Below are 16,199 nucleotides of genomic sequence, written 5' to 3'. Positions count from 1 at the left end.
ATGAAAACAGCTATTAAAATTTCTATAACATTAGTTATACTGTTTATAAATGTTCTAAGTTACAGTCAATGGTCAGATGCGGCTGCTGGACGCATAAATATGACCGATGAGTTTGAAATTTATGGTTTGATTGGTATAATTGATTTAAATTCAATTGATTCAACCTCAAGAGAATTAGTAGGCAGTAGTTATGTTAACCAAAATTTTATACCAGGGAATATTTCAAATAAAGAGATGGTTTATTTAATGAGATATAATGCATACAAAGATGAAATGGAAATTGAGTTGGAGGGTAAGCCTTATTATTTGCCTAAAACAGGTTATTATAGTATAAATTTTGATATTCTTAATAAAGAATATCAACTTTTAGATTATATAGAAAACAAAGAATCTAAAAAAGGTTTTTTTGTGGTTTTAAATAAAAATAATAAAACACAATTACTAATTAAAGAAAAGGTTAAGCTATATAAAGAAGTGCCAGCAAAATTAGGTTTTACCAGGTATGAACCTCCAAAATTAGGACGTTTAAAAGATGAAATTTATATAGCAAAAAACAATGAGGCAATTGAATTACCAAAAAAGAAAAAGGATATATTAAACTTTTTTAGCCATAAATCTAAAGAGATTGAGTTATTTGCAAAAAAGAATAAATTAAGTTTTAAGAAGTCGGAGGATTTAATTAAAATAATTAATTATTACAACACTTTAAATTAACTTTTTTGAAGCTACTACAATAAAGTCTTTTAAATAAAAAGGCTCAAAATAAGCGATATCTTCAATGTCGTTTTTTTTGTATTTTTCAAAAGAAAGTTTGGACATTTCATTAGCGGAAGGAAATTTATTGTCAATAAAATTTGCATTTTTATGAATAATTATTTCCTTACATTTTTCAGCGCCATCACCTAAAAAATATACATCAGATTTATTTAAAAATTCACTAAAAGAATTTTCTGTAATAATTTCAGCAGCAACATTTTTTATTAAAATGTTGTTTTTAAAAACAGCACTGTATACTTCCATTCTTCTAGCGTCTAAAAGTGGAATTACAAAACTTTCTGAAGGTGTAGAAGTAGTTAAAGCTAATGATTGCAGCGTGTTTACTGAAATTAAAGGGATGTTTAATGCAAAGCATAGGCCTTTTGCTGCAGAAACTCCAATTCTTAAACCAGTATAAGAACCAGGGCCTTTACTAACAGCTATTGCATCTAAATTAGAAAAAGATAAACCTGCTTTTGAAATAATTTCTTTTATAAATTCATGAAGTTTTTCTGCATGGGAATAACCTTCATCATTTACCTCTTTTAAAGCTATTGTTTTACCATCTTTTGCCAGGCTTACCGAGCAATTTTTTGTGGAAGTTTCAATATTTAAGATATAAGTCAAATTCTAGAAATTAGATTGCAAAGATACTTAAATAGCTTGCTATAAAACAAAACATCCAACCTAAAAAGTTGGATGTTTTAAAATATTATTTAAAAAAAATTAATCTATTACTATTGGTTCTCCATAATAAAACTTCAATACTTTAGATTTAAATATATAATCATATTTTGCTCTTATTATAGCACCTTCAGCGTTTACTAACCGATTTCTAACTTGATCAAAATCAAAAGATGTCATAACACCAGAATTGTAACTTTCTTGTGCATTTTTGAATGCTTCGTTTTGCGCAATTAAAGATTTTTCTGCAGATTCGTATGCTTTTGCCGCAGCTTTGGCATCGTAAAAGGCTTTTTGAATGGTTTGCTGTAATTGTAATTTTTGATTTTCTAATCCAAATTTAGAAATCTCATAATTAATCAATTGTCTATTAACATTCGATTTAGTTTGGTTTCTATTAAAAATTGGAATATTAACGCTAAAATTTAAACCATAACCTAAATTATCATCTAATTGAGTAAAGTACGGGATATGAGAATTGTTTTTTAGGTTAAAACCATAACCTGTTCCAACATTTGCTCCAAGACTTACTGAAGGTAAAAAATTAGCTTTCGCAATTTCAACTGATAAGTCAGATAATTCTATATCTAATTCAGCTTTTTTAATTTCAGGTCTGTTTGTTAAAGCTCTTTGATAAACTTCATCTGCATTTTTATATAACATTGCTAATGAAGGAGCGTCTACCTCAATTGTTTCTACATCAAAATTTGTAGGACTGATTTGTAATAATTGAGCTAAATCTAATAAAGCTAAACTTAAGGTGTTTTCATTTAAAATTACAGATTGCTCATCTGCAGCCGCTGTAGATTGAGCATTTAACAAATCACTTTTAGGTTTATCTCCAGCTTCAAATTGCGCTTGTGCACTTTCAATTTGTTTTTTACTTATTTCATATTGAACTTGTGCAACATTTAAATTCTCTTTTGCAAATAATACGTTTAAATAAGAATTTACTACAAATAATGAAATGTCATCCTGAATTTTATCTAAATCTAATTTACTGGATTCAACCCCAAGCTGAGCTTGTTTGTAAGTGTTTAAATTTCTGTAACCATTAAAAACTGTTATCCCAGAATTAATGCCTAAAGATCCACCAAAAGTACTTGTTGAAACACGGTTTTGAGTTACTGGTTCAAAATTTGAACCAAATGATAAACTACCACTAGTAGAAGCATTTAAATTTGGTAAAAAATTACCTTTGGCGTTTAAAACATTTTCCTCACTTATAGCAACATTTAGTTTATTTTGTTTTATAGAAATGTTATTGTCTAATGCATAATTAACACATTCTAATAATGTCCATTTTTTATCTTGTGCATAAGTTGTTAAAAATAGTACAAATGCCAAAATAGTAACAATTTTTGTTCTCATTATATATAATTGAGTTTTATTAATTTTTAATTAACATCAATAATTATTACCGAATATACAAACTAATATTTATTCGGTTTAGTTGATTTTGTTATATGACGACTAAAATTATTATTTGTTACACTCTTAGTCTCTTATAGAAATGTTAAATTTTGAATTTACGTCTATATTTAATAATGAAGTACAAAAGTGTTCCCACTAAAATGTAAGGAAATACCATTAAATATAAAATGCCCGAATTTAATCCTTCTGCTTGTGAAACTTCACCACTTTCAACAACTGCTTTACACATTGCACATTGTGCATTCATAAATTGAAAGGAAAGAATAAATAATATAAGAGACAGTATTTTTTTCATTTTAATAATAAGGTGAAATCATTAAATATACAATTACACCAGTAATTGCAACATATAACCATAAAGGAAACGTGATACGAGCTATTTTTTTATGGAGCTCAATATTATTTGTAATTGCTCTTACAAAAGTAATTAATACAAAAGGTATTACAGCAATTGACAATACAATATGTGAAATTAAAATAACAAAATACATAGTTCTAAAAATCCCTGTACCTTCATATTTTGTTGAATCGGAAGTCATATGGTAGGCAACATACATTACTAAAAACAGGACAGAAAACACAATAGCAGTTTTCATTAATTTTTCGTGCAATTTTACTTTTTTATTTTTAACAGCAAAAATTGCTGCAATTAGAAGTAGTGCAGTAAACCCATTTATAGTAGCATAAATTGGAGGTAAAAAAATTGGTAGTTCCGCATCAATTTTAACGCCAAATAAAATTGCAACTACTAGGGGAATTGCAATTGATAAAATTACAATCCATTTATTATATTTTTTAGTTTCTGTTGTCATTATTCTTTTAATAAAATTGCAATATCTTCTTTAATCATTTGAACGCTTTTTGAATCTAAACCATCATAAAACGCAATTGGGTTTCCTAACTCATCCAATCGAGAACGTATATTTCCTTGTTTATCAACAAGTGCAAACATTCCTGAATGTTCAAACCCTCCTTCTGCTTCGCTGTTTTCACCAGCATATAAAGCAATTCCTTTATTTGCGAGTTCATAAATTGTAGCTTTGTCGCCAGTTAAAAAATTCCAGGTTTTTAAAGTCGCTCCATGTGATTTTGCATATTCTTTTAAAATTTCAGGAGTATCATATTCTGGGTTTATACTTATTGAAGCAATACCGAAATCTAAATTTCCGTAGAATTCATTTTGAAGTTTCACCATATTTTCATTCATTTTAGGACAAATGGTAGGGCAGGTGGTGAAGAAAAATTCAATTACATATACTTTATCTTTATAAAATGAATTTGAAATTAATTTTCCGTCCTGATTGGTAAATTCAAAATTAGGTATTTCTCCTATTTTTACTAGTTCTGGTGTTTTAAATTTATTTACAATTTTTGGAATAGCGTATATGCCAAAGATTAAAATTATAAATGAAACACCTATGTATGAATATTTTTTCATAAGATTAGATTTCTCTTTTTCTTCGTTGTTCTTTTTCTGCAGATTTCTTTAATTGATAGTAAATAATAGCAATATCGTCTTTCATTTTGTTTTTTAAGGTTGAAATAGATTTCATATTATAACCATATAACTTACCGTCTTTGGTGTCTTCATCATCTTTTCGTCCTCTTAAACGTAATTCCATATCAATAATATATGCATTTTCCGAATATAAATTTTCGTTTAATTTAAATGGCGTTTCAAAACTATTAAATAGTAAATTTATATTAGAGTTATTTGTATAAATAAAATGCCATTTGTTAATATCAGTAAATGCTGAAAGCTCTTCTATAGCATCTTTAAATGTTGTTTCTGTTCCTTTTGGAAGTATTGCTACAATTTGAAAATAAGGCTTTTGGTAGTAGCGTTTGTAAATGGTTTGATTTAGGTTGAACATACTGCCTTTTGCAGTTTTAATATCGTTCCCTAAAAAACAGACTATTGATAAGTTTTCATTAAATGTAACTTTTTCTTCACTTGAAAAAGGTTTAACATCAACAACATTTTCTGTTAGTATTGGTAAATTAGAATATTTATAAATTCCTTTTGAAAGGAAAATATAAAATACTAAAGGCAAAACAAATAAGCTAAATAATACCCAGAATTTTTTCATTGTGTTTTTTGCAAAAATAAAAAAAGGTGGTTAAAAAAACCACCTTCTTCATTTAAATATTTTATTGTTTTAGTAATTCCACTTTACTAACGGAGCTAAAACACCATTTATATAACTTCCTTCAATTAATAAAAGCGTAGCTAAATACATAATTAAGAAAACTGCTGTCCAAACAACTGCTCTTCGCAAGCTTTTTGTTTCATCAGCCATATGCATAAAAAACCAAGTAATGTAATATGCTTTTACCAATGTTAAAACAAGGAAAATTATATTTAAAGGACTTGTTCCTAATATTTTTGTTAAATGCAATGCATCCGGTTTAGCAATACCTAAAATAACTTCAACTATAGTTATTACAGAAAGTATTCCAAATACTTTCCAAATTAATCCTGTGTGTGATGTATGTTCTTGTGCGTGTGCCATTTTTTAATGTCTTTTAAAAATTATACTAAGTAGAAGAATGTGAATACAAATACCCAAACTAAATCTACAAAGTGCCAATATAATCCTACTTTTTCAACCATTTCATAATGTCCTCTTCTTTCATAAGTTCCTAAAATAACATTGAAGAAAATGATAATATTTATAATTACACCAGAAAAAACGTGGAAACCGTGAAAACCTGTAATGAAGAAAAAGAAATCTGCAAATAATGGTTTTCCATATTCATTTACTTGAAGGTTAGCCCCTTTTACAACTGTTTTAATTTCATTTAAATAAGTCATAGCTTCAGCGCGCGGAACAATAGTTTTTGTTTTAGTCGCCGGGTCAATTTTCTCTAATCTAATAGTAATGTCTGTATTTGCTTTAAAACCTGCCATAACTTCATCTACAGAGAATGGAGGCAGTGAACTTTCACTCATAAACCAAACACCTTTATCTCTGGTTAATTTTGTTCTTTCAGAATGAGATGAGATTGCAAATTTTTCTAATTCTATTTGATGTCCTGAAGCATCTACAAACTGAATGATTTTTCCATCATTTAATTCTACTGCTCCATAGGAACCTCCAATAAAATTTTTCCATTCCCAAGCTTGTGAGCCTAAGAATATTAAACCACCAATAATTGTAAGTAACATATAAAAGGTTACTTTTCCTTTTTTCATTTGGTGACCTGCATCAACGGCTAACACCATTGTTACAGATGAAAATATTAAAATAAAGGTCATTAATGCCACATAATACATTGGTGCATGTAAGCCATGTAAAAAAGGGAAATGCGTAAAAACTTCATCGGCAATTGGCCAAGATTCAATAAATTTAAAACGCATTAAACCATATGCGCCTAAAAAGCCAGAGAATGTTAGTGCATCAGACAAAATGAAGAACCACATCATCATTTTACCATAACTTGCACCTAGTGGTCTATTCGTTCCACCATTCCAAGTTTTTTCATTAGTTTCAGTAGCAACAGTTGCTTCCATATAAGTTTTGTTTTGATTTTTTAGTTATAGTTTCGCCAAAAATACATTATTTTTTTTATCTAATAAAATAGAAAAATAAAAACAAGTAAATCCATAGTATATCAACAAAATGCCAGAAAATAGCACCTAATTCTAATCCAAGTGAATCTTTAGATGAATATTTTTTATTAAAATGATTTACCAATACTACTAAAAGTACAATAATACCTGCTGCAATATGTGCTAAATGTGCTAATGTAATTCCATAAATAAATGATGATTTTACAGTACTTTCTGCACCTGCAAAAACCAACCCTGCATTAAATAATTCCTTAAATCCTTCAAGTTGATAATAAATGAAACCTAAACCTAAAAGTAGTGTACTTAATAAAAGCACAGTTGTTAATTGTCTATTGTCTTTTTTAATAAAGTACTTTGCTAAAATAAAAGTAATACTACTTAAAATTATTAATACTGTACTTATATAAAAAGCATTAGGGAGATCAAAAGAAACCCAATCGTTTCTTTTTCTACTAACAACATATGCGCTTGTTAAACCAGCAAACATCATTGTCATACTAATCATAGAAACCCAAAGCATAGGTTTTGCAGATTTTCTTTTTGCTTGTTTGTATTCTTGTTCTAAAGATTGTTTCATTTTTTAATGTAAAAATTTATCTACTACGTAAATTATTTGAATCAAAGTTATGTATAATACACTAGATAGCATTAATTGCCTTGCTTCTTTATTAGTTTGATATTTGTATAATTTTATTGCATAATACAACATTGTGCTTCCTAAAGCAACTAAAATAACTGCTGTAATTGGGTAAATATAAAAACTTCCTGTCATTTTTAAAACAGGAATTACAGAAACAATTATTAAACAGATAGTATAAATTATGATTTGGATAACAGCTTTTTTGTTTTTTTGCCCCATTGGCATTAAGTTGAAACCAGCCTTTTTATATTCGTCATATTGCAACCATGCGATTGCCCAAAAATGTGGAAATTGCCAAAAAAACTGGATTAAAAATAACATTCCAGGTTCAATAGAAAAATCGTTAGTAGCTGCCACCCAGCCTAACATAAAAGGAATTGCACCTGGAATTGCGCCCACAAAAACCGATAATGGAGTTATTGATTTTAAAGGGGTATAAATACTTGTATATAAAAATATAGAAATTGCACCAAACAAAGCGCTTTTAGGATTGATACTATATAAAATGGTCAAACCAACTATTGTAAAAGAAATTGCAATTACTAATGCCATTGAAACATGCATTCTACCTGTTGGTAAAGGTCTGTTCATTGTGCGTTTCATTAAAGCATCTGTATCTTTTTCTATAATTTGATTGAAAGCATTTGAAGCACCAACCATTAAATAACCACCAATTGCCAACATAAAAAGTATTGAAAATTGAATTTCTTCAACGGCTAATAAATAACCAGCCAATGATGAAAAGACAACACTAAGAGATAAGCCAACCTTTGTTAATTGCTTAAAATCGCTAAATATTGCTGAAAAGTTCACGTTATGATTAATAGAATTTAAGGTTTTTTGCATTAAGTTTCATTAAAATCTGTGCAAATATATTTTATTATTAGAGAATTACAACCTTAAAATAAGGAGATTAAAAAAATAATTTAAATAATTTTTAAAAAAGGCTTTGTTGTTATAAGAATTGTTTTAAATTTGCACTCGCATTTGAGATAAAAAATTAAATGTTGTTCTTTAAAATATGACTGCGAAAGTAGCTCAGGGGTAGAGCATCACCTTGCCAAGGTGAGGGTCGCGGGTTCAAATCCCGTCTTTCGCTCTACAATATAAACATACCAATGCTCGAGTGGTGGAATTGGTAGACACGCTGGACTTAAAATCCAGTGGGCTGTAAGGCCCGTATGGGTTCAAGTCCCATCTCGAGTACAAAAACTCTTGTTAATCGTCAGATTTTCAAGAGTTTCTTGTTTTTAAGACTATAATTTATATTGTTGGAATAAAAAAAGCCTCTTCTTTTTAAAAAGAAGAGGCTAATATTTTAAATTGTTTTTTATACTTACTGTACAATTAACTTTTTAGTAATATTTAATCCTTTATTTGATGTGATTTTTACAAAATAAATACCGCTTTTTAAATTAGAAATATCCATATTTTGTTCGAAATATTCATTTTTTAAGTTATCGATATTTATTGTTTTAATTATCCTTCCTTGTACATTTGCAATAAGAACTTCAACATTTACAATATCATCTTCAATATCAATTTCAGCAACTATTTTAGTTGCAATAGAACTAGGGTTTGGGTAAAAATTCATTTCTTCAATTTCAGGTAAGTTGGACGAGTAAGTCTTTACTTTCTTTTGAATAAACGGTTTTATAGCTCGTTTTGCAGCGATACCCGAAGTAGCTGTTACAATTACATTGTCAATATAAATAGCATCAGAATTTGAACTGGCATCACATTGAAATCTGAATTGTGCATTTGCTGGGAAATTATAGGTGGCAGCAGAAATTGTAACAATGCTTTCAGTGAATTCACTATTATTGAAATCTGTTCCACTTACAAAGGCTTTTACAGTTTGCCAAGTTGATCCATCAAAATATTGTAGCCAAAAATCTTCATTAGATTCCATACTGTCACTATAAAAATCAAACTTCACTTCTAAATTTTCATAAGCAGATACATCATAAGAACTAGATGTCATTGCAGATTGTATCCCTGAATTGTCTCTAATTCTAATAGAATAATTTCCATCAAAAGAATATTGGCTATTTATTCTATAGCAATCAGATCCACCATCAATCCAGCCATCCCAATCTGTTTCAAATGAATGAGCAAAAAGAATATCAGAAATTCCATTTCCTCCTCCTGATACCGTATGAGATCCTAAATCATCAAAAGTATCCGTTGAAAAAGATATCCATTCATTTGTGTTATAAGTTGTTGAAGGATTTGTAATTGTTGCTATTCTTCTTAAAGTTGTATCAGCAGCAAAATTTGCAGAACCATTATTAAAAGTTCCAACAATATCTATAAGTACATCATTTTTAAATAAACCTACAGGGTCATTTCCGTTAAACAATAAAGCATCTGAACTAGAAGTTAAGTCTGCAATATTTAAAATAGTGCTGGTTGCTGAACTATTAGCTACAACAAAAACATCTCCATCCAGTATCTGGCCTGTTAAATTAAAGGCTGCTCCCCAAGAAGAACCACCATTTGTATTCCTTTTTAAAGAATAAGTGGATAAATCAACAGTATTTCCTGTAAAATTTGCAATTTCAATAGCTTTGTTGTTTGAAGAGCCTTCAATATATTCAGAAATAAAAAGTTCATTTCCACTTCCGCTTCCTCCACTGCTTAATGTTGTTACATTTATAGCATTACTTAGTGTTGAACTATTTCCTGAAGCATCATTTGCCATTATGGTAAAAGCGTATGTTGTTTCTGGAATTAAGTTAATAACATTGTAGAAATTATTTGTTGTTGTAGTTAATAATATACCATCTATAAATATTGCATAGTCGCTAACTCCTACATTATCTGTTGAAATATCCCAAGATAAATAAGTACTTGTTTGGGTTGTATTAGTGTTAATAAAATTAAGAGGAGTAGATGGCGATGTAATATCTATTGTAGAAGTATTTACAGTATTACTATTAGTTGAAGTGTTTCCTGCAGCATCATTTGCTGTTACACTAAAACTATATGTAGTAGCAGCGCTTAAACCTGTTATATTAATTGAAGTATTTACAACAGTGGAGAATAAAGTTCCGTCTTTATAAACTTCATAATTTGTTACACCAATATTATCTGTTGAAGCAGTCCAAGATAAATCCAAAGCTGTTTCAGATATATTACTAGCAGTTAATCCAGCTGGTGCTGTTGGAGCTTCAGTATCTGCTGTTCCTCCTCCCGAAGCAGCATGAGAACCTAAGTCATCAAAAGTATCAGTTGAAAAAGAATCCCAGTCATTCACATTGTAAGTTGTTGAAGGATTTGTTATTGATGTTTTTCTTCTTAAAGTTGTATCAGCTGCGAAATTTGCAGTACCATTATTAAAAGTTCCAACAATATCAATTAGCACATTATTTTTAAAAAGACCGACTGGGTCATTTCCGTTAAATAATAAAGCATCTGAACTTGAAGTTAAATCAGCAACATTTAAAATTACACTAGTTGAAGAACTATTGGCAGCAACAAATACAGCTTCATTTATTAATTGACCAGATAAAACTAAAGCTGCTCCCCAAGAAGAGCCTCCGTTTGTATTTCTTTTTAATGAATAAGCCGATAAATCAACAGTGTTTCCAGTAAAATTTGCAATTTCAATAGCTTTATTGTTTGAAGAACCTTCAACATATTCTGAAATAAAAATGTCATTACCACTAACAACATCTAAAGTAGTTGTAGTTGCAGTATTACTTATTGTAGAATTATTACCCGCAGCATCTTTTGCAATAACGCTAAATGTATAACTTGTGGTTGGCATTAATCCAGTAACTAAATATGAGTTTGTTGTTGATGAAGCCAAAAACACACCATCTTTTGAAATTTCATAAGATGTAACAGCTATATTATCTGTTGAAGCTGCCCAAGATAAACTTGTAGTTGAACTAGTTGTATTACTTGCAATTAAATCTGTTATTGAAGTTGGAGCCTCAGTATCTATAATATTTGTTGTTGTAATAGTTTCAGTATTACTTATACCAGATGTATTGCCAGTTGCATCTTTAGCAAACACAGTAAAATCATAAGTTGTATTTAGTGTTAAGTCTATTACTGAATATGAATTTGTTGTTGAAGAAGCCAAAAAGATGCCGTCTTTATAAATATCATAAGAACTCACAGCAATATTATCTGTTGAAGCAGTCCAGTTTAAATCTAATGTTGAATTTGTAATATTAGAAGCTATTACATTTGACGGAGCTGTTGGAGCTTCAGTGTCTGGAACACTATTTCCAAATAAATCTTCAGCTTGCGGTCCATTCCAAATTTGAGTTGCAAAAGCAGGATTATCTATAAAAGGATTTCTATTTCCTTGAGCAAAAGCATTCGTTGAATTTCCATGATATTGGTTTCTGTTTTTTTCTATTTGAGAAACAGGATCTTCAGCATTCCATTGTAAAAAAAGATCAATCATGTCATCAGGAGTTGCTGAAGCACTTCCTATTCCAACACCAGTTGGTAAGCATTGATTTCCATAACGCAAATACATATACATCATCATTCTGGCAATATCACCTTTCCATTCGTCACCAGGATACCAACCTCCGTTAGAATCTCCAGCATTTCCAATTCCTGACGCAAATTTCTTGCTACTGCGCTGTCCGTTAAAAGTAACATCTGAAGGGCGTAAATGATGTGCATCTGAACCAGGGCCTGATGTTCCTAAATTTGGAACTCCTAACGATTTAGCATAGGTATGCTCTCTATTCCAATCGGTTCCAGCGGTTCCACCATTTGCATCTTTACTTCTAGTTCTATCCGTAATGTAATTCCCATCAGTATCATTATAACCATAAATTAAAATAACATTAGAATTTGTTGCGTCACTAGGGTCTAGATCTGTAATTTTTGAAGCATCCCAGACTTGAGAGTAAGATAAAAAATTGGTGTGTGTACTAATAATTTTTGAAGCCAATTCATCTTTTAAATTGGTTCCTGAAAGGTTTAAATTCACATCGTTATAATACGAAGGAATTTGTGCTTGAATCCAAAAAGGAATAAGCATTACTAAAAAAGTAATTTTTTTCATGTGATTTTGGGGTTTTTGGGGTTAAAAAATAAGATATAAATATACGATTTTTATTCAAAAAATTGGTTTAAACAGACTTTTTTTAACCATTATAAAAGCATTAACACTGTTTAAGTTGGCAGGTAAAATTATTGTCAATCCATTACCACCTGTATTTGTTGGCTAAAATCCCTGGTATCAGAATATTCAGAATACAACAATTTTGGGTTTATATGCAATGCCAATTTACCATAAAGGTGTTTTTTACAGGAAAATTTTACCTGACAACTCAATGGATAATTATTCTTTAGTTATAATTTTATATTATGACTCTTTTTATTAAGAATTACTATTTTAATTAGGTTTTTTAAAGCTTCAAAATGAAAAGAATTATTTGTAATTTTATAAAACCTAATTTTTTTTAAATGGAACTCACCTTTCCCTTATTTGCAGGTATTATTGCTGCAATGTTACACGTAATTTCTGGTCCTGATCATTTAGCGGCTGTTACACCTTTTGCAATTGAAAGTAAAAGAAAAGCATGGAAAATTGGCTTATTTTGGGGTTTTGGTCATTTATTTGGCATGTTATCTATAGGTCTTTTATTTTTAATCTTTAAGGAATTAATACCCATTGAAAAAATATCTGAGCATAGTGAACAGTTTGTAGGAATTATTTTAATAGGATTGGGAATATGGATTTTTATAAAAATATTTAAAGAAGAAAAAAAACACAAACACATTCATGTGCATAGTAATGGAAATCCAATAATTCATGAGCATCCACATATTCATAATTCAGAAATAAAGCATAACCATAAACATCCAAATTTAAAGCAAGGTACTATTGCATCCTTATCTGTTGGTTTTGTCCATGGGTTGGCAGGTGTGGCACATTTTTTATTGTTTTTACCAGTTATTGGGTTTTCTTCAATTTTTGATTCAACTAAATATATTGTAGGCTTTGCAATAGGAACCTTAATTGCTATGATTGCTTTTGCTGTGGTAATTGGGCAGGTATCAGATTATTCAAAAAAAGGACATAACGAAACCTTTTTTAAAGGTGTCCGTTTAGCAGGTGGTTTATTTGCCTTTATTATTGGAGTATATTGGGTGATTTCCAATTAATTTTAAAAAAAAAATAAAGTTTTTTTGAGGACTGTTAGAAAATATTTTTTTTTCCTAAAAAAATATTACATTTGCAGAATAGTATTATTTTTTTGTTAACCCCAGCCCCTAAATGAACAAAAAGAATTTGAGATGCTTTATGTGTGTGTGTGTGTTAATGCTCACATTTTCTGAAGTATTTGCATTTAAAACCCCACCCTTACCAGGAGGACCTGTTCCTGTTGGTCTTCCAATTGATGGCGGTATCTCTTTTTTAATTATTTCTGGTGTTTTTTTTGGTATTTACTCCTTAAGAAAAAGAAAATAATTATTTTTTTAAAAGCTTAGCCACATATTTTCCAATTACATCAAATTCTAAATTAACCACAGTCCCTTTTTTAAAGGTGTGAAAATTTGTAAACTTATAAGTGTAAGGGATAATAGCAACAGAAAAATTATTGTTTTTGGAATTAACAACGGTTAAACTAGTTCCATTTACAGTAACTGAGCCTTTCTCAATAGTTATATTGTTTAAGGAATTGTCATATTCAAAACTAAAAACCCAACTACCATCTTCTTCAATTACATTTGTACAAACAGCTGTTTGATCTACATGGCCTTGTACAATATGTCCATCCAATCTAGCTCCAAGAATCATAGCGCGTTCTAGATTTATTTTATCACCAACTTTAAGATATTTTAAATTTGATTTATCTAGCGTTTCTTTTATAGCAGTTACGGTATATTCATTTCCATTTATGTTAACAATAGTTAGGCAAACCCCATCATGTGCAACACTCTGGTCAATTTTTAATTCAGAAGTGAAATCACTTTCAATACTAATATGAATATTATCGCCCTCTTTTACAATATTTTTAACAATACCTAAGCTTTCTATTATACCTGTAAACATAATTTTGTTAATTTATTTCATTACTTTTGAAGTCGCAAAATTAAGCATTATAACCTTATTTATGGACAAATTTGAAAAAATAAAATTAGGAATTTCTATTGGAGATTTTAATGGTATTGGAATAGAAATTATCTTGAAAACCTTTTCAGACAAGCGTATGTTAGATTTTTGTACACCTATTATTTATGGAAGCACAAAATTAATAACAGCCTATAAAAAAGACTTAAATATTAATATTCCATTTAATGGGATTAAAAACATTGATAAGGCATTACATGGGAAAATTAACATATTAAATCTTTGGAAAGATGATATTGAAGTAGATTTAGGAAAACCTACAAAAAAATCTGGTAAATGTGCTTTTGAGTCTTTAGAAGCAGCAACAGATGATTTAGCAAAAGGAGAAATAGATGTTTTGGTAACAGCTCCTATTAATAAAGATAATATTCAATCAGATGATTTTAAATTTCCAGGACATACAGAGTATTTAGAATCTAAACTTAATGGTGAAAGTTTAATGATTTTGATGACAAATAAACTTAGAATTGGTTTAATTACAGGTCATATTCCAGTGTCAAAAGTATCGGAAACAATAACACCAGAATTAATTAAGAAAAAGGTTGAAATTTTATATGCAACATTAATTCAAGATTTTGCCATTTCAAAACCTAAAATAGCTATTTTAGGATTAAACCCGCATTGTGGAGACCATGGAGTAATAGGAAATGAAGATGATGAAATAATTAAACCAACAATTGATATAATTCAAAGTGAGGGTAAATTAGTTTATGGACCTTATGCCGCAGATAGTTTTTTTGGATCAGAAAATTATAAAAATTTTGATGCTATTTTAGCAATGTATCACGATCAAGGTTTAGCACCATTTAAAACATTGTCATTTGGTGAAGGCGTTAACTATACAGCAGGTTTGGATAAAATAAGAACTTCTCCAGACCATGGTACAGCATACGAGTTGGCTGGTAAAGGTTTAGCAAATATCAATTCATTTAAAGAAGCAATTTTTACAGGAATAAAAATTTTTAAAACCCGCAAAGAATATAAAAGTTTGACTGAAAACAGTTTAAAAACAAATCAAAGAAAAGAAAAACTATAAAATATTTAATTTTATTTATTCATTTATATTATAATTTATATCTTTGCACGCTCAAATTGAAGTTCTATTATGAAAGATTTAAAAGAGTTTGACATTTCTTTTATTGGATTAAAAGAAGGAATTCATCAGTTTGATTATATAATAAAGAAAGAGTTCTTTGATTTTTTTAACTATGAAGAGTTTTACAATTCAAATGTAAATGTAAATGTGTCCTTCTTAAAAAAGGCGACAATATTTGAATTAAATTTCACTTTTTCAGGGTGGGTAGAGGTTGCTTGTGATATTACTAATGAGTTATTTCATCAGCCCATTGAAACAAGTTTTTATTTAATAGTAAAATTTGGTGAAGCGTTTAATAATGATAATGAAGAATTATTAATTTTACCGCATTCAGAATTTAAACTAAACGTTGCACAATATATATATGAAGCAATTGTTTTAGAGGTTCCAATAAAAAAAATTCACCCAGGTGTAATTGATGGGACTTTGCATTCGGAAGTATTAGAAAAATTAAAAGAGTTTGAAATAAAAGATAAAGAAGAAGATCTGGAGATTGATAACACAAAAGATATTGATCCAAGATGGAATAAATTAAAGAATATACTAATAGAAAAAAATAAGAGTAATGGCACATCCTAAAAGAAAAATTTCCAAAACAAGAAGAGATAAAAGAAGAACTCATTATAAAGCTGTAGCTCCACAAGTTGCAGTTGATCCTACAACAGGTGAAGCACACTTATACCACAGAGCTCACTGGCATGAAGGTAAACTTTATTATAGAGGTCAAATCGTAATAGATTCTGTTGAAAATCAAGCTTAATTCTGTTAAGTCAAAAATATTTTAAAAACTCTCATTTTGAGGGTTTTTTTATTTTTTAGAACGATTTTGATTAAAAAATGACGAAATTCATTAAAAATTAGAAATAATTTTCATTACTTTGAAACTCTTTTTTACCAAAAA

18 protein-coding genes and 2 tRNA genes are annotated in these 16,199 nt (G+C 29.1%); 8 read left to right on the top strand and 12 right to left on the bottom strand.

Features of this window, described 5'->3' with window-relative positions:
- Window positions 1-714, top strand: a complete 714-nt coding sequence (locus tag BX611_RS02600) for a hypothetical protein (RefSeq protein WP_115877925.1) — start codon at window positions 1-3, stop codon at window positions 712-714.
- Here BX611_RS02600 and tsaB read toward each other — a convergent pair.
- The 10 genes from tsaB to cyoE form a co-directional block, all read right to left on the bottom strand.
- Complete coding sequence (tsaB, locus tag BX611_RS02595; RefSeq protein WP_115877924.1) at window positions 706-1,383, bottom strand: tRNA (adenosine(37)-N6)-threonylcarbamoyltransferase complex dimerization subunit type 1 TsaB; 678 nt, start codon at window positions 1,381-1,383, stop codon at window positions 706-708. The two genes, BX611_RS02600 and tsaB, sit on opposite strands and share 9 nt — an antisense overlap.
- A gap of 99 nt (window positions 1,384-1,482) precedes the next feature.
- Window positions 1,483-2,811 carry a TolC family protein gene (locus BX611_RS02590; protein WP_115877923.1) on the bottom strand — a complete coding sequence of 443 codons (1,329 nt, stop codon included), beginning with the start codon at window positions 2,809-2,811 and terminating at the stop codon, window positions 1,483-1,485.
- 145 nt (window positions 2,812-2,956) lie between these two features.
- Complete coding sequence (locus tag BX611_RS02585) at window positions 2,957-3,169, bottom strand: hypothetical protein (protein ID WP_115877922.1); 213 nt, start codon at window positions 3,167-3,169, stop codon at window positions 2,957-2,959.
- 1 nt (window position 3,170) lies between these two features.
- The gene (locus tag BX611_RS02580) at window positions 3,171-3,686 is read right to left on the bottom strand and encodes a DUF420 domain-containing protein (RefSeq protein WP_115877921.1); all 516 of its coding nucleotides are present in this window, start codon (window positions 3,684-3,686) and stop codon (window positions 3,171-3,173) included.
- The gene (locus BX611_RS02575; protein ID WP_115877920.1) at window positions 3,686-4,312 is read right to left on the bottom strand and encodes an SCO family protein; all 627 of its coding nucleotides are present in this window, start codon (window positions 4,310-4,312) and stop codon (window positions 3,686-3,688) included. The genes BX611_RS02580 and BX611_RS02575 overlap by 1 nt, the downstream gene beginning before the upstream one ends.
- 4 nt (window positions 4,313-4,316) lie before the next feature.
- Window positions 4,317-4,964, bottom strand: a complete 648-nt coding sequence (locus BX611_RS02570; RefSeq protein ID WP_115877919.1) for a hypothetical protein — start codon at window positions 4,962-4,964, stop codon at window positions 4,317-4,319.
- 69 nt (window positions 4,965-5,033) lie between these two features.
- Window positions 5,034-5,387, bottom strand: coding sequence for a cytochrome C oxidase subunit IV family protein (locus BX611_RS02565; protein WP_115877918.1), 354 nt, complete (start codon window positions 5,385-5,387; stop codon window positions 5,034-5,036).
- 20 nt (window positions 5,388-5,407) lie between these two features.
- Window positions 5,408-6,388 carry a cytochrome c oxidase subunit 3 gene (locus BX611_RS02560; protein ID WP_115877917.1) on the bottom strand — a complete coding sequence of 327 codons (981 nt, stop codon included), beginning with the start codon at window positions 6,386-6,388 and terminating at the stop codon, window positions 5,408-5,410.
- Window positions 6,389-6,443: 55 nt separating this feature from the next.
- Window positions 6,444-7,025: a cytochrome c oxidase subunit 3 gene (locus tag BX611_RS02555; RefSeq protein WP_115877916.1), complete on the bottom strand. Its 582-nt coding sequence runs from the start codon at window positions 7,023-7,025 to the stop codon at window positions 6,444-6,446.
- 3 nt (window positions 7,026-7,028) lie between these two features.
- Window positions 7,029-7,934, bottom strand: coding sequence for a heme o synthase (gene cyoE / locus BX611_RS02550; RefSeq protein ID WP_115877915.1), 906 nt, complete (start codon window positions 7,932-7,934; stop codon window positions 7,029-7,031).
- A gap of 181 nt (window positions 7,935-8,115) precedes the next feature.
- Between cyoE and BX611_RS02545 the strand changes: the two genes are divergently transcribed.
- Both BX611_RS02545 and BX611_RS02540 read left to right on the top strand, forming a co-directional pair.
- A tRNA-Gly gene (locus BX611_RS02545) sits at window positions 8,116-8,187 on the top strand.
- Between the two features lie 21 nt (window positions 8,188-8,208).
- A tRNA-Leu gene (locus BX611_RS02540) sits at window positions 8,209-8,294 on the top strand.
- Between the two features lie 130 nt (window positions 8,295-8,424).
- Here the strand turns inward: BX611_RS02540 and BX611_RS02535 are convergent.
- Window positions 8,425-12,126, bottom strand: coding sequence for an endonuclease (locus tag BX611_RS02535; protein ID WP_115877914.1), 3,702 nt, complete (start codon window positions 12,124-12,126; stop codon window positions 8,425-8,427).
- 404 nt (window positions 12,127-12,530) lie between these two features.
- On the opposite strand from BX611_RS02535, the gene BX611_RS02530 reads away from it, so the two are divergent.
- Window positions 12,531-13,232 (top strand): urease accessory protein UreH domain-containing protein, encoded by a 702-nt coding sequence (locus BX611_RS02530; protein ID WP_115877913.1) that lies wholly within the window; start codon window positions 12,531-12,533, stop codon window positions 13,230-13,232.
- Between the two features lie 112 nt (window positions 13,233-13,344).
- A complete protein-coding gene (locus BX611_RS14955; protein WP_147296387.1) occupies window positions 13,345-13,539 on the top strand; it encodes a PID-CTERM protein-sorting domain-containing protein in 195 nt (64 codons plus the stop codon).
- Here BX611_RS14955 and BX611_RS02525 read toward each other — a convergent pair whose 3' ends face one another.
- Window positions 13,540-14,124, bottom strand: a complete 585-nt coding sequence (locus BX611_RS02525) for a riboflavin synthase (RefSeq protein WP_115877912.1) — start codon at window positions 14,122-14,124, stop codon at window positions 13,540-13,542.
- A 61-nt stretch (window positions 14,125-14,185) separates the two neighbouring features.
- On the opposite strand from BX611_RS02525, the gene pdxA reads away from it, so the two are divergent.
- The 3 genes from pdxA (at window position 14,186) to rpmF (ending at window position 16,058) form a co-directional block, all read left to right on the top strand.
- Complete coding sequence (gene pdxA / locus BX611_RS02520; RefSeq protein ID WP_115877911.1) at window positions 14,186-15,238, top strand: 4-hydroxythreonine-4-phosphate dehydrogenase PdxA; 1,053 nt, start codon at window positions 14,186-14,188, stop codon at window positions 15,236-15,238.
- A gap of 69 nt (window positions 15,239-15,307) precedes the next feature.
- On the top strand, window positions 15,308-15,877 hold the full coding sequence (locus BX611_RS02515; protein WP_115877910.1) for a YceD family protein: 570 nt from the start codon (window positions 15,308-15,310) through the stop codon (window positions 15,875-15,877).
- The gene (gene rpmF, locus BX611_RS02510; protein WP_115877909.1) at window positions 15,864-16,058 is read left to right on the top strand and encodes a 50S ribosomal protein L32; all 195 of its coding nucleotides are present in this window, start codon (window positions 15,864-15,866) and stop codon (window positions 16,056-16,058) included. The genes BX611_RS02515 and rpmF overlap by 14 nt, the downstream gene beginning before the upstream one ends.
- Window positions 16,059-16,199 lie beyond the last annotated feature (141 nt).

This window comes from Lutibacter oceani (assembly GCF_003384935.1).
Classification (GTDB): domain Bacteria; phylum Bacteroidota; class Bacteroidia; order Flavobacteriales; family Flavobacteriaceae; genus Lutibacter; species Lutibacter oceani.
Note: the sequence above shows the minus strand (reverse complement) of the source record. Positions and strands in the feature narration are given on the sequence as shown.